The organism is Paenibacillus sp. 2TAB23 (assembly GCF_052115165.1).
GTDB lineage: Bacteria > Bacillota > Bacilli > Paenibacillales > Paenibacillaceae > Pristimantibacillus.
The window spans coordinates 1-13,310 of record NZ_JBFRGD010000036.1 but is presented as its reverse complement, the minus strand read 5'-3'; the positions used below and the strand labels follow the sequence as shown (position 1 = coordinate 13,310).

Below are 13,310 nucleotides of genomic sequence, written 5' to 3'. Positions count from 1 at the left end.
GAAAGCTTGAATTAAGCTAGATAGCGAACCCAACAAAAGACTGTTCAAAAGCAAATCGCTTTTGAGCAGTCTTTTTTGAGCTGGGCAGGTTATTCAATTAAGCCTTTAGTGGCTGTATACATTTTTTCCACGTATTCGTCGACTTTATCTCGCGACATACGTAAACGATCCACAGAAGTGCCATATCCAATCTCCTGTATTCCTTCTTCCAATCCTTTGAAAATACCATCCGTGAAGGCATCTAACGGTTCACCTTGAGTATGCAACCCGGCTCCGCCTAAGTTCGTATTCACTGCCGGAGGAGCAACTTCAATTACTTCTACAGACGTTTCAGCAAGTTGTTGTCTTAGGCTCATTGTAAATGAATGAAGCGCTGCTTTGGACGCGGAGTAAATCGGAGCAATCGCAAACGGCGTAAAAGCCAATCCTGATGTCACGTTTATAATAGCTGCCTCCTTTTTGGTGGCAAAAAAAGGAGCAAACAGCATCGAGAGATGAATAGGAGCTTCGATGTTACCCAATCAAATAGACGTATACGCTCAGATGCAATGTTCAAATCATTCACATAAGTAATAAGGCTCGGGAGTTTTTCTTTCGCTTCTTGAAGTACAGCTTCACGCCGCCCAGTAACGATGACGGTACTTCCAGCTTTTATAAAGCGTTCCGCAAAAGCTAGTCCTATTCCTGAGCTGCCGCCAGTAAGGAGGATTGTATTTCCTGAAAGCTCCATTAGATTTCCTCTTCTCCATTTTTTTTCAATTGATCTTTTATCTCATTATTCATGTGTTTCATACGCTTCGTATATCGCGTTATTTTCACGTCAATTGCGTTTAAGGCAACTGTCATTAGAGAAATTTCAGCTAGAACGGATTGCTTGTGATTCTTCATCATTTCAAGTCGTCGTTCAGTAGTGTGATCTCCTTCTACTACCCAACTAACATATTGTTGGATACCTTTTACTGGCATATGCGTGTTTTTTAAATAAATAATGATTTCAAGGAGCGTCATTTGATTTTCTGAAAATAATCGCCTTCCAGCTTCATCACGCTCTATTAGTGGCAGTAGTCCTTTTTTTTCATAATACCGTAACGTTGATTCTGGAATATTGAATTTGGCTGACACTTCGCTAATTGAACAATACTTCATCTGGAGGCCTCCAAATTTTATATTTCTTATCGACAGGAATAGCATACGACTTAAACCATGGTTTAAGTCAAACACAAATTAAACGAGGCAGCGGCATTTTCGAATTTCCCACTATTTGGGTTGTCACTAGTCATTGTGCTTGTCCATTCCCCGCCATTCGCTTACAATACTACTGATAATCATTCTTAATGGATGGGCGGAAAACAAGGATGCCGGACACAAGATCTCATAGATTTGGAGATAGCCATTATATTCAGACCAAAGATGGACGCAAGCTGCATTATATGGAGAAAGGAGCAGGCAAGCTAACCGTCGTATTCGAATCGGGCATGGGCTCGTCCCGCTGTGCTTGGGGACTTGTGCAGCCGCTTGTTTGCGAGCATACGCGCGCAGTCGTCTACGACCGAGCGGGTATCGGAAGGAGTGAGCCGGACCGAGAGCCAAGGACGCTGACTAGAATGGCTGATGATCTGATCTTCTTGTTAAACCGGCTGGGCACAGGCCCGTTTGTCCTCGTCGGGCATAGCTGGGGTGGACCAATCATTCGCATGGCTGCATCCATGAATCCCGCGCGTATACGCGGGATTGTCCTGGTTGATCAAACGGACGAGCATTGCGGACTGTATTTCGAGGAATCGTCCGTGAAGCATTACGCGAGAATGAATAAGCTCATTCCGATGCTTGCCAGAGTCGGCTTATATCGGCTGATGGGAAGCAAGCCCGGCAAGGCGCTGCCTGCCGACGTCTATAAGGAGCATTACCGAGAGGACTTCACGCTGCGGGCGGCTAGAACGATGGTAGCGGAAGGAACGCCTTTCCTTGAAGACTTAAGGACGCTTCGCGAACGTCCGTTGAAGCTTGCAGACATAGAGGTTTCCGTCATCTCTGGCACTCATGTATCGCGAATGGAACGGAAATTTCGCCCGGCGCTTCACGAAGCCCATCGGCAGACGGCGGCCGCATTAGCGGCCGGTCGATTGGTAGAAGCTCCGAATTCCGGGCATATGGTCATGTACACCGAGCCGCGCCTGATTGTGGACGAGATTATACGGATGATTGATTAAGCTGGACAATGTTGAATGGACAGACTTTGCCGAGGCTTCAAACCAGCTTGCGGAGCGCATCTAATGAAAGCAAGCTGTGATTGCTCAAAGGCTAGGCAGGCTGTCTATTCAATCCGGTCTGTTGCGAATATGTATATTCATTTCGCAGATTGCGTCCGTCAAGCTGGTCGGACAATAATCAGTATTTTTTTATTCAACGCTCATAATATCGTTATACTGATGCAAGACTCTACTCCAATCGGGAGCTTCAGTGTCGTGAGAGCTAAATAGCTCTTTAAGTTTATCGTTAATGCTGTGGCTCACTGCTTTATCTCGTTGTATATGAATATCCAAAGCAACCAGCAATATCTTCGCTAGATCCAAATCCTCTGCATGTATCGCATTTATATCGTCTGCAGGAAAAAATTTCTCCCACATATTAAACGCTGCATGGATATCCTCTTTTGAATACATTAAATCGTATAGGGTTTCGAAATATTTGGCATACTCCACGCTCTCAATGGACCTATAAAAAGTAGGATCGGAAAAAGCGGTATTCGGTGTTCCGATATAAAATGTATTTCCGCCAAGATCTGTCATCATAAATCGTCGATCTTCTGACAGATGTTTTATTTTTGAAATTCGGGGTATGCCTGTACGAGGGATTTTCCCGGTATGCCGTTTCAGTCCGGTAGTAAAGGCTTCATAGATCTGGTTTACATCGTCAACCTCGATATAGCACATCTGGGAGTTTTCGTGAGGCAATATGCGTTTAGTTCCATAAAAATGCAGCTCTAGCGAGCCATAGCGAATAACTACGTACGGATTTGGCCGAGTATAAATTTGAATCGTTTTGAAACCCAAGCTTTCATAAAAGGAAACCTGTTCCTTTATGGATGGACATGGTAAAATCGGTTTGATTCTAAGCATAAGTAGCCACCTCATCTTTCTTGAATATTGATTATGCATCAAGCGTAACACATTCATGCAAATGATAAGGTTTATTGATGCTTATTCATATGTTAGAATGACCAAAAGGGATAAACCCGTCGTGTGCTTTAAAGATAAATGATAGGGTTGGACTAGGGGCTCAGATGAAAGGGATTGAAATCGCGAAAAAATTAAATATAAGCACCAGCGCATTAAGGCATTATGAAGCCTGGGGGCTTGTTCCATATGTCGAGAGAGCAGCAAATGGTTACCGCTTATATACAAAAGAGCATGAGGCTTATTTCCAATGTATACGAGCGATGTATACCGGCTTTGGTATGGAATTGATTCGAGAGGTGATGCCGCGCATCATTCGTGGGGAAGTACTGGATGCTTTATGGCTAGTTAACAAGGCGCAAGTAAGATTGAACGCAGAAAAAGAAATCGTGCAAAAAACAGTCGATATGCTCGATTTGAAAGAACTGAACGATCTCCCAAAGTACCGCAATAAAAACTCGTTTACGATTGGTGAGGTAGCTGAAGAGGCCAATGTATCTGCATCCACGATTCGGCATTGGGAAAAGGAAGGTTTAATTAAGCCCGAGCGTCAGCATGAAAGCGGATTCCGGATCTATGGCCCTTCAGATATTCGCAAAGTACTTATTATCCGGACGGTTCAAAGAGTCGTATATTCCTTGGATACGGTTCGCGAAGTGGTGGCGGAGCTTGATAAACATAATGTTGCGCAGGCTAAGGAGATAGCTCTTAAATCTCTTCATTACATAGATTATGCATTGGTTGAGCAAGTGCGGGGAATCGCCTGTTTACAACATGTATTGGATATCGTGTCAAATAAAGAAGAGTAGCACATATACCATTCATCGGGGGGTGACGAAGAGAGGCTTAGGACTATGTTTAAATGCGATTAGAAAATAGTACTGCAACTACGATTAGACTTATCGAGTTTGGCAATGACTTAATAGAAGGAAGCTAGCAATGCTAGAAATGTACAGTGAAGAAGGGAGTAAGATAAAAAAATGATGCCATCCGAAGAGCATAAAAAGAAGCATTGGAAGCGTGACATTATTATCTTTCTAAGCAGTCAAACCTTTTCATTATTTGGCTCCGCATTAGTGCAATACGCGATTATGTGGTACGTGACGCTCACAACAAAATCGGGCTTGATGATGACATTATTTATTATTTGCGGATTTATTCCTACCTTTCTGTTATCTCCATTTGCAGGTGTGTGGGCGGACCGTTTCAACCGGAAAAAGTTGATTATAATAGCAGATGCGATGATTGCCATTGTCACACTGATTCTCGCCATTACATTTTTGCTGGGCTATAACGAGATTTGGCTGTTGTTTGCCATTGCTGCCGTTCGCGCACTCGGCGCGGGTATTCAAACGCCTGCGGTGGGGGCCATATTGCCCCAGATCGTACCAGAGGATAAGCTGACGAAGGTGAATGGCATAAACGGAAGTCTTCAAGCGCTCATGATGTTTGTTGCACCTATCGTAAGCGCGACGCTGCTCACAATGGCAACAATCGAAGTCATATTTTTTATCGATGTGATTACAGCGGCGATAGCGATATTTACATTAGCTTTCTTCTTGAAGATACCTTTGCATAAAAAAGCGGCCGACGAGCAAACGACTAGCTATTTGGATGATTTTAAACAAGGCTTGAGCTACATTAAAAACCACAGCTTTCTCAAAACCTTTTTCTTATTTTTTGCCTTTTTCTTTGTATTAATGGCACCGGCTGCCTTTTTAACTCCGCTGCAAGTAACTCGCAGCTTCGGGGAAGATTATTGGCGGCTGACAGCTATCGAAATTGCCTTCTCTATCGGCATGATGGCTGGCGGAGCGATTATCGCCTCATGGGGCGGCTTCCGCAATAAAGTGTATACGATGACCGTTGCCAACCTGATTATGGGCGTTTGTACGCTAGTTTTGGGCATCGTTCCTGTATTCTGGATCTACCTGGCCGTGATGGCCGTGTTCGGCGTTGCCATTCCCGTCTTTAATACACCGACCACCGTCATGCTGCAAGAAAAGGTAGACCCGGATTATTTGGGACGCATCTTTGGCGTATTCGGTATGATCTCGACTTCGATGATGCCAATTGGGATGTTAATATTTGGCCCGCTGTCGGATATCATTGAGATTGAATGGCTTCTCGTTGGCACGGGAGTGTTGATGGTCGTTCTGTCCATTTTCTTCATTCGAAATAAGAGATTAGTTGAAGCGGGTATGCCAGTCATTAAGGAAGCGCCACTGGAGCAGGAGTAAGCGTTATGTCCAAACAAAATAAATTAATACGATCATGCTAAATATTTATCCATGAGTACTAAAATCCTGCCTATTTATTCGGATTGAGGCTGTCCGCTTCATTGCATATAATGAAGGTACCACCCTTCGGGGAGATCGTTTAAGGGAGGCCACAATGAACGAACCCGCATTTGACGAACCATTATTTGCAAGCTTGAAGCCGGGCTTAACCTCGTTCTGTTATCGAATGCTAGGCTCCATGGACGATGCGGACGATGCCGTTCAGGAGACGAGTATTCGGGTCTGGCAGAGCTGGAGCACGTTCAGACAGGATTCCTCGTTCAAAACTTGGGTCTATCGGATTGCCTCCAACCTGTGCTTGGACAAGCTGAGACAATCCAAACGCCGCGCGCTTCCCGTTGACCTGTTCGACCCGGCCGTCGCCATCGTCGAGCCGCGCGACACGCTGCCGGATTCTGCCTGGATCTGGCCGTCTCCCGACTTTGGGGGCAATCCCGAGGATCGGCTCGTCCGCAGAGATACCCTTCAACTGTGCTTCATCGCTCTCCTGCAGAACTTGCCTCCGCGGCAGCGCGCGGTACTCATTTTGAAGGATGTATTTGAATGGTCCTCCAAGCAGATCGCGGAAACGTTGGCGATGTCGCCGGCAGCGGTGAACAGCGCCTTGCAAAGAGCCCGAGAGACGATGGACCGGGCGCAGCTTCGCTCGGATGAGCTCAGCAGCATGGACGTTCAACCGGAGCAGCTGCTGCTGTCCCGGTATGTGGAGGCCTTCGAGCAATTCGATATTGCTGCGCTCGTCGCGTTGTTCCACGAGGAAGGCTGCATGTCGATGCCGCCCTTCGAGATGTGGATCCGCGGCAAGGAAGATTTGTCCGCCTTCTATTCGCTTACTCGCTGGCATTGCGAAGGTTCGCGATTTGTGCCCATTACAGTAAATGGCGGTTATCCGGCGTTGGCCCAGTATATGCCGGGCAAAGAGGGCTCTGGCCTGGTACCCTGGGGCATCCACGTCATCGAAACCAAAGAAAATCAAATCCTGCACGTTCAAAACTTCATTCATAAGCCATTATTTTCGCGATTTGGGCTGCCTGAGCGAATTGACCAATGAATTTTGTCATTGGCTTACGTCTATATTATTGAGAATAACCAAACGACAAATATCATGAGAGAGGTGTTTATTTAAAATGGAAACGAGTCAACCGAAGAAAGTAACCGTGCAAGCCGTCATTCAAGCCCCTGTCGAGAAGGTATGGCGCTATTGGATAGAGCCGGATCACATCACGAAGTGGAATCAAGCGTCCGAGGACTGGCATGCGCCGAGAGCCGAAAACGATCTGCGGATCGGCGGCAAGTTTCTGACACGGATGGAAGCGAAGGATGGCAGCTTTGGCTTTGATTTGGGCGGCGTCTACGATGTCGTGAATCGACATGAGGCGATCGGCTACACCATGGAAGACGGAAGAAGAGTGGATATTGCTTTCGTAGATCAAGGGAATGAGACGAAGGTCATTGAAACGTTCGACGCGGAAAGCTCCAATCCCGTCGAGTTACAGCAAGCAGGCTGGCAAGCGATCATGGATAATTTCAAAGCCTATACCGAACAAAACTAATCATCGCGAAGAAGACGCCGGGGAAGATGCCCGGCGTCTTTCTTTTTGAATCCTAGTACGAGCGTGCTCTCCGTTAGCCTTAACCTTGTGCCGCATCCATGCTCATGTAGTTAATGGCCCACAGATGGCCGTCCAAGTCTACGAAGCCCCAATGATACATGGACCCATGATCTTCAGGTTCAGCGTGCAATTTCCCGCCCAAGGAGACCGCGGTATTCACGATTTCATCGACCTTTTCCCGGCTCTCGAAGGCCAATGCGATCGTCATCTGCGCATACTTGCTCGTATCGACGGATTCCTTCTCCGTGAGCGTATTAAAGAATGCTTGATTGATCAGCATGACCTGCAGGTTGTCGCCGATCACGAAGGCAACCGAATTCTCGTTCTCGGGAAATTGCGGGTTGAGCTCGAATCCGAGTCCGGTGAAGAACGCTTTCGATTGTTCTACGTTTATTACAGGCAGGTTGAAGCTCGTGAATGCGGACGTTAAAGCCATTTTCAAAACACCTCTTCGTCAAATTAGTTTGTGTTCATTTATCCCTCGTTTATATAGACGACAGCCGATCCGGGAATTCATCGGTCTCATGGATTCGGAAGCATAAATTTTGAAAAATCAACCGGGTTAATTACACAGCTTCCCGGCGAGATCCTGCAGGCTGTTCAGCTAACGGAAGACGATAGCTTCATAATCACCAGGACGAGGCTACTGGCATAAATTGGCAGCCTAGTTGAGCTAAATGGCAGGATAGTTTAATCTGTTTCGCGAATATCTCCTTATAAAAATCGTAGTCCTGCTATGTGAAATTACGTAGGCCCAAATTAGGAGATCAACATGAAGAAGTCGGTAATAATTTTTTTATTAGCTATGATTCCGAATGTAGCGGCCATATTTTTATTAATCGAAAATTTCCCTTATACAGGTCTTGGAAGAATTGTGAGCATTCCAATAACATTATTTTTTAATATTACTATTTTGATAATTTCTCTATTTATCACTCGAATAATAAAATCAAGATTATACAAATGCATGATTTGGATTACAGTTGTATTAATAAACGTGTTGGTGGCAGTCGTATTACATCCACAAGAATTCTTACCTAGCGTTTTAACGCAACTTCGAGAGCTGTTATTTTCCAATGCTTCTAAATGATTAACTCATTATTTTCATCCTTGCGGTCATTCGTTCTCTCGTTATGTCTGAGGTAATTAGAAGAAGTAATGTAGGTGGAGACGCTGATTGAGAATTAGTAATATTTTAAACTGAATGGGAACTATATCTTAATAATAACCAGAACGAGGCTGCCGGCATAGAACGGTAGCCTCGTTGAACTAACAGGCAGTTTAGCATGGAAAACATAACCAATTCTGAAGGGGAATTGGGCTTGGCTAGAGAATTAAACTAAGGCAATTTAGTTAAGTAGGAAGGTGACTAAATATGTCGTTAATACATGAATTTTTTCTTGTTCCAAATACAACAGACGTACAACAATTTTGGATGGAGATACAGAATCGACCAGATATCTTTGACAATGAATCTGCAATTATCTTGGGAAATGTGTTTAATTCTTGGAAGCTCTCATTTGAAAATTCTCCTGAAGTTTTAAAATTAACGGGAGAGAACTTCACAATTGTAGATCAGGACGATTCCGGTCGGTATGAAAAGTTATTTCTCAACAGAAATGAAGTCTTGAAGAAATTTGATAAAATTGTACTCTGGCGAGCAGTTCTGCTTTCTTGCTACGATTGCGCTGCAGTGTGGAGTCATCATGATAAACACTTTCACACGCTTGGCTGACGTAAGCGAGGAAAACTGTCGGACTATCGTCAAACTAAACGAATGAAGAAAGGCACGCCACGCAAAATGGGGATGATTTAGAAAACGATAGACCACAATTTGCCTGGCAATGAGCCGCCTCGGCCACTTTCCAGCAGTCGAGACCCATTCTTCCCCTCAAAGACAAGCGAGAATAGCAGCTGAAAGACAGCGAGCGCTGAGAGGCCAAAAGACTTGTGAATGCCAGCCGCCAGAAGCAGTTTGCCGACTTTCAAAGAAGTAAAAACAGACGAAAAACGAGACTGGTCAGACAGGGAACGATGGTGTACCATAGATTACACACCTATCTTTGTTTGCATGGTTGCTAGTCGCTCTCATGATACCAAACGACGAAGGTACTTTTTTGTCTAGAGAAAGAAAAAACACGATTTATCCCTACAGCCACAAGGGATTCAGCTAATTTCGCGTTGCGAATGTTGAGTTATTAATTTAGAGCTTTTTTTGTGGAGGTATCAACAGTGATTGTAAATACAAAATTTCAGATCCCTCATATACGAAATACTTTGGTACCCCGTCCAAAGCTGATGCTCAAGCTTAACGAGGGGATGGAAACCAAGCTGACGCTTGTTTCCGCGCAGGCTGGTTATGGAAAGACAACAGCTTTATGTGAATGGGTGAAACAATGCAGCGCGCTTGTTGCGTGGGTCTCTTTAGATAAGCATGATAATGAGTGGATTTCATTTTGGAGCTGCGTAACGGCCTCCATTCAGGAGAGAATCTCTAGTTTTGGCCAAACGATTGGGTGTCTTCTTGAGAAGGGACCTTCGGAATCTTCAGAGCCTATGATTAAGGAACTTTTGAATGAATTGAATCATATAACCGGTGAACTGGTAATCATACTCGACGATTATCATTTCATTGAACTCCCCGATATTCACCAATCATTGAGCTACCTACTGGAACATTTCCCCCCACATATTCATCTTTATATCGCTAGCCGTACCGATTTGCCTATTCCTACTACCAGACTTCTGGCGAAGGGCGAAATGCAGTATATCCAAATGCAGGATTTACGCTTTGAACTGGAAGAGGGGTTTGTATTTTTTCGAGATACGACGGATTTATCGCTAACGAAAGGGCAAGTAACCGAGCTGTTCTATCAAACTGAGGGTTGGGTCAGTGGATTGCAGCTGGCGGCAATCTCTCTGAAACGCAGTACTAATATAAAGCAGTCCATCCAGCAATTTTCGGGTCAACAGTATCATATATCCGATTACTTGTTGGAAGAAGTGTTCCTGCATCAGTCGGAAACAATGCGGTCCTTTTTATTGGAAACGTCCATTTTAAGTAGAATGAACCATTCTTTATGCCAAGCAGTAACGGGTCAAATGAACAGTCAAGAGCAATTGGAGAGACTGGAGCAGCTAAATTTATTCATTATACCTTTAGACGAGGAGCGGAATTGGTATCGATATCACCATTTGCTTTCCGATTTCTTGCGACAGCTAGGATCCAGAACGGATTCGGACAAATGGATTCAAGTGCACATCCGCGCGGCGAATTGGTTGGAAAAACATGGGTTTAATGAAGAAGCGGTGGATCATTATTTAGAAGGCCAACAGTTTGCGGATGTTATTCGTTTGATCGAGAAAAATCCCCCTGCCTTGATGCAATCGAAGAGTGCCGCGTTGATGAGGTGGGTAACTGTTTTACCTGAAAGCTCCTTTGCGGAGAAGCCAATGATCGAAATGTTTTATATAGCCGTAATGATGCTAGGAGGTAAGTGGGAAGCCGCTTTTCAGAGAATGGAGCAAACCAAAGTCCGGTTTGAAGCACTGCAAGGGAAATTACCCGATGTAGACTGGAACAAGGTTATGGGTAATATCTATTTCTATTGTGGCATGGCCTCTTATATCCAAAATGACTTTGTGCGAGCATCGGATTATTTGGCCCTTACAGAACGATATATGCCGGAAGGAAGCTACTTTCAGGTGATGGGGGTAAACCGGTATGAAGGGTACAGTAGGAATTATGATCAATTAACGTTAATCAAAGATCCGTATGCGGCGGAAGACTTCATTTTGAAATGGATTAAAGTATGGGAGTATAAAAAAAATTATCCTTTTATTGGATATATGTACTTGGCATATATCCATTTGCTGTATGAGTGGAATCGGTTGGAGGAGGCAGAATCTTACTTAGCTCGGTCATTGGATCACATAGACCAACAGCCTCTTGCACGAATTATGATTCAATTGGGCATCGCTGCATCGCGGACTGAGCAAGCCAAAGGAAATCCAAAGCGAGCGTCCGAACTATTGGCGCAATTGAAGTCGAAAATTGATTCACCCGATTATGCTTTATTTATTGAGAAAATCGAAACGGAACAAGCTTATCTATCTTTGCGGCAAGGCTCGCTCCAAGATGCGCTTGATTGGTTGCAAAGGTGCGGTCTTGCGCACACGGATGAGGTTTCATTGAATCTTTTGGCAGAGCATCTGATTTTGGCTAGAGTGCTTGCGGCGTGCGAACGAATAGAAGAAGCGCTGTACCTGTTGGAAAGATTATATCTCTTGGTGTGCAAGGGAGACTGTCTTCGTGATCACACAAAAGTATTAATTGTGCAAAGCGTGACGCTATGGCATTCGGGTCAAACGGAGGCTGCGCTCATTCAATTGGGCACTGCTTTGGATTTGGCCAAGCCAGATGGATATGTTCGTAGTTTTATTGACGAGGGTTTTGTAATGGCGGTGATGCTTAACGCTTATTCAAAGGTTCAGCAAGATAGCAATTCTTCTTCGGGTTCCTATGTAAAGCAACTGTTGCGTGCTATGAATGATACACCAGAAGTCGATCAATCACCGAAAGGAATACTGACAGAGCAGGAATTTAAAATTTTGCTGCTGATCATGGATAGATTGATGAACAAGGAAATCGCCGAGCGTCTGAATATTACGGTAGATACTGTGAAATTTCATATTAAAAACATCTACAAAAAGCTTGAAATAAACAATCGTAAACAAGCACTGCAACTTGCAAAGCAATTATAGAGACTTGGTTAAAATGTAAAAACCTACCCCAGGCGGGTAGGTTCTATTTTGTTTATTTTAATTTATAGTAGAGGAGAATGTCGAATCTAGACAAAGGTGAGTGAAATCATTTATGAACAAACGTTGGATTTCTTTAGTAATGGCATTAATTATTCTATTGGAGATGATCCCCACTTTTGCTAGTGCTGCTTCTACTGATAATTGGGTTAATCAGAAACCCGAAAACCTTCTTACCAGTAATCAGGACGTCTGCTACGGTAACGGCAAGTTTATGGCGGTGACTGATGAGGGAGCCATTTTAACCTCGAGTGACGGAACGAGCTGGACGTATTACAAACCGGAAAATACACTCAAGCTTTCTAGTATCAGTTGCGACAATGGCCAGTTTGTGGCTGTGACTAGAGCTGGACTTGCATCGTCCTCTAGTGACGGAGTGATCTGGAAAACGGGCCATACCCTCAATAATTATTTATCCCTTTGGGGCGTTAGTTACGGCAACGGCCTTTATGTGGCGGTGGGGAACATAGTTGCTGGAAATACAGGAGCCATATACACCTCTACGACGAGCGAGACGCCGGACTTATGGACGAATCGCAATGTAAGCACCACGTCAGTACTTAAGGGCGTCACCTACGGCAACCAAAAGTTTGTGGCGGTGGGGCAAAATGGAACGATACTGACCTCTAGTGACGGAGTGAGCTGGACGAGCCGAAATTCGGGCACTGCGGCAGATCTTAAAGGCGTCAAATACCTAAATGGTAAGTTTGTGTCCTGGGCAGTAAACGGAAAAACGATATTGACCTCCGTTGACGGAGTGAGCTGGAGTATGATCACCACGTCGGGCATTATCTGCGTGGAATGTGAGTCGGTAAATTCTGGCGTCCTTCATAGTGTCTCCTACGGAAATGGTACGTATGTGGGTGTGGGATCATTTAATTCTATCTATACCTCCAGTGACTTAGTGAGTTGGACGAAAAGCCATGAGGGTGCGTTCGGGTCTCTTAATGGCGTCACCTACGGCAACGGCACGTTTATCGCGGTAGGTAACAGAGGAGACATATTTCAAAACATTGATCTCCCGACATACACCGTAACGTATAACGGCAATGGCAGCACGGGAGGAACCGTGCCAACGGATAGCAATCCGTACGAGCAAAGCGCAACGGTAACCGTATTAGGAAACACGGGAAGCTTGGTGAAGACGGGCAACACCTTCGCAGGCTGGAACACGGCGGCYAACGGAACAGGAACACCCTATGCGGCAAATGCAACGTTCGGCATGGGAGCGGCGAACGTGACGCTGTACGCGCAGTGGACGGCCAACCCGACATACACCGTAACGTATAACGGCAATGGCAGCACGGGAGGAACCGTGCCAACGGATAGCAATCCGTACGAGCAAAGCGCAACGGTAACCGTATTAGGAAACACGGGAAGCTTGGTGAAGACGGGCAACA

The 13,310-nt window shown here is 45.0% G+C and carries 11 protein-coding genes and 2 pseudogenes; 8 read left to right on the top strand and 5 right to left on the bottom strand.

Features of this window, described 5'->3' with window-relative positions:
• Positions 1 to 89 precede the first annotated feature (89 nt).
• Together AB4Z29_RS30530 and AB4Z29_RS30525 are read right to left on the bottom strand one after the other, a co-directional pair.
• Positions 90 to 730 (bottom strand): annotated as a pseudogene (locus AB4Z29_RS30530) (SDR family oxidoreductase).
• On the bottom strand, positions 730 to 1,146 hold the full coding sequence (locus AB4Z29_RS30525) for a MerR family transcriptional regulator (protein ID WP_441946668.1): 417 nt from the start codon (positions 1,144 to 1,146) through the stop codon (positions 730 to 732). The pseudogene AB4Z29_RS30530 and the gene AB4Z29_RS30525 overlap by 1 nt, the downstream one beginning before the upstream one ends.
• A 209-nt stretch (positions 1,147 to 1,355) precedes the next feature.
• Between AB4Z29_RS30525 and AB4Z29_RS30520 the strand changes: the two genes are divergently transcribed.
• Positions 1,356 to 2,210: an alpha/beta fold hydrolase gene (locus tag AB4Z29_RS30520; RefSeq protein ID WP_441946667.1), complete on the top strand. Its 855-nt coding sequence runs from the start codon at positions 1,356 to 1,358 to the stop codon at positions 2,208 to 2,210.
• Positions 2,211 to 2,399: 189 nt separating this feature from the next.
• Here the strand turns inward: AB4Z29_RS30520 and AB4Z29_RS30515 are convergent, their stop codons facing one another.
• Positions 2,400 to 3,119 (bottom strand): hypothetical protein, encoded by a 720-nt coding sequence (locus AB4Z29_RS30515; RefSeq protein ID WP_441946666.1) that lies wholly within the window; start codon positions 3,117 to 3,119, stop codon positions 2,400 to 2,402.
• Positions 3,120 to 3,283: 164 nt separating this feature from the next.
• Between AB4Z29_RS30515 and AB4Z29_RS30510 the strand changes: the two genes are divergently transcribed.
• The 4 genes from AB4Z29_RS30510 (at position 3,284) to AB4Z29_RS30495 (ending at position 7,029) form a co-directional block, all read left to right on the top strand.
• Positions 3,284 to 3,985: a MerR family transcriptional regulator gene (locus AB4Z29_RS30510; RefSeq protein ID WP_441946665.1), complete on the top strand. Its 702-nt coding sequence runs from the start codon at positions 3,284 to 3,286 to the stop codon at positions 3,983 to 3,985.
• 171 nt (positions 3,986 to 4,156) lie between these two features.
• Positions 4,157 to 5,416 (top strand): MFS transporter, encoded by a 1,260-nt coding sequence (locus tag AB4Z29_RS30505; protein WP_441946664.1) that lies wholly within the window; start codon positions 4,157 to 4,159, stop codon positions 5,414 to 5,416.
• Positions 5,417 to 5,570: 154 nt separating this feature from the next.
• Positions 5,571 to 6,527: a sigma-70 family RNA polymerase sigma factor gene (locus tag AB4Z29_RS30500; RefSeq protein WP_441946663.1), complete on the top strand. Its 957-nt coding sequence runs from the start codon at positions 5,571 to 5,573 to the stop codon at positions 6,525 to 6,527.
• 76 nt (positions 6,528 to 6,603) lie between these two features.
• Positions 6,604 to 7,029 carry an SRPBCC family protein gene (locus tag AB4Z29_RS30495; RefSeq protein ID WP_441946662.1) on the top strand — a complete coding sequence of 142 codons (426 nt, stop codon included), beginning with the start codon at positions 6,604 to 6,606 and terminating at the stop codon, positions 7,027 to 7,029.
• Positions 7,030 to 7,108: 79 nt separating this feature from the next.
• Here AB4Z29_RS30495 and AB4Z29_RS30490 read toward each other — a convergent pair whose 3' ends face one another.
• Positions 7,109 to 7,525, bottom strand: coding sequence for a VOC family protein (locus AB4Z29_RS30490; protein WP_441946661.1), 417 nt, complete (start codon positions 7,523 to 7,525; stop codon positions 7,109 to 7,111).
• A 336-nt stretch (positions 7,526 to 7,861) separates the two neighbouring features.
• Here AB4Z29_RS30490 and AB4Z29_RS30485 point away from each other — a divergent pair, with 336 nt between their 5' ends.
• A complete protein-coding gene (locus AB4Z29_RS30485) occupies positions 7,862 to 8,179 on the top strand; it encodes a hypothetical protein (protein WP_441946660.1) in 318 nt (105 codons plus the stop codon).
• A gap of 559 nt (positions 8,180 to 8,738) precedes the next feature.
• Here AB4Z29_RS30485 and AB4Z29_RS30480 read toward each other — a convergent pair.
• Positions 8,739 to 9,135, bottom strand: a pseudogene (locus AB4Z29_RS30480) (IS4 family transposase); the annotation flags it as partial.
• A 171-nt stretch (positions 9,136 to 9,306) separates the two neighbouring features.
• On the opposite strand from AB4Z29_RS30480, the gene AB4Z29_RS30475 reads away from it, so the two are divergent.
• Together AB4Z29_RS30475 and AB4Z29_RS30470 are read left to right on the top strand one after the other, a co-directional pair.
• Complete coding sequence (locus AB4Z29_RS30475) at positions 9,307 to 11,853, top strand: LuxR C-terminal-related transcriptional regulator (protein ID WP_441946659.1); 2,547 nt, start codon at positions 9,307 to 9,309, stop codon at positions 11,851 to 11,853.
• A gap of 112 nt (positions 11,854 to 11,965) precedes the next feature.
• The coding region (locus tag AB4Z29_RS30470; RefSeq protein WP_441946658.1) for an InlB B-repeat-containing protein at positions 11,966 to 13,310 on the top strand (1,345 nt) is incomplete at its 3' end.

Excerpts from the sequence above, each read along its gene's own strand:
- AB4Z29_RS30500 (WP_441946663.1), top strand. The coding sequence starts at position 5,571 with ATGAACGAACCCGCATTTGACGAACCATTATTTGCAAGCTTGAAGCCG.
- AB4Z29_RS30495 (WP_441946662.1), top strand. The coding sequence starts at position 6,604 with ATGGAAACGAGTCAACCGAAGAAAGTAACCGTGCAAGCCGTCATTCAA.
- AB4Z29_RS30515 (WP_441946666.1), bottom strand. The coding sequence starts at position 3,119 with ATGCTTAGAATCAAACCGATTTTACCATGTCCATCCATAAAGGAACAG.
- AB4Z29_RS30490 (WP_441946661.1), bottom strand. The coding sequence starts at position 7,525 with ATGGCTTTAACGTCCGCATTCACGAGCTTCAACCTGCCTGTAATAAAC.
- AB4Z29_RS30520 (WP_441946667.1), top strand. The coding sequence starts at position 1,356 with ATGCCGGACACAAGATCTCATAGATTTGGAGATAGCCATTATATTCAG.
- AB4Z29_RS30525 (WP_441946668.1), bottom strand. The coding sequence starts at position 1,146 with ATGAAGTATTGTTCAATTAGCGAAGTGTCAGCCAAATTCAATATTCCA.
- AB4Z29_RS30505 (WP_441946664.1), top strand. The coding sequence starts at position 4,157 with ATGATGCCATCCGAAGAGCATAAAAAGAAGCATTGGAAGCGTGACATT.
- AB4Z29_RS30485 (WP_441946660.1), top strand. The coding sequence starts at position 7,862 with ATGAAGAAGTCGGTAATAATTTTTTTATTAGCTATGATTCCGAATGTA.
- AB4Z29_RS30510 (WP_441946665.1), top strand. The coding sequence starts at position 3,284 with ATGAAAGGGATTGAAATCGCGAAAAAATTAAATATAAGCACCAGCGCA.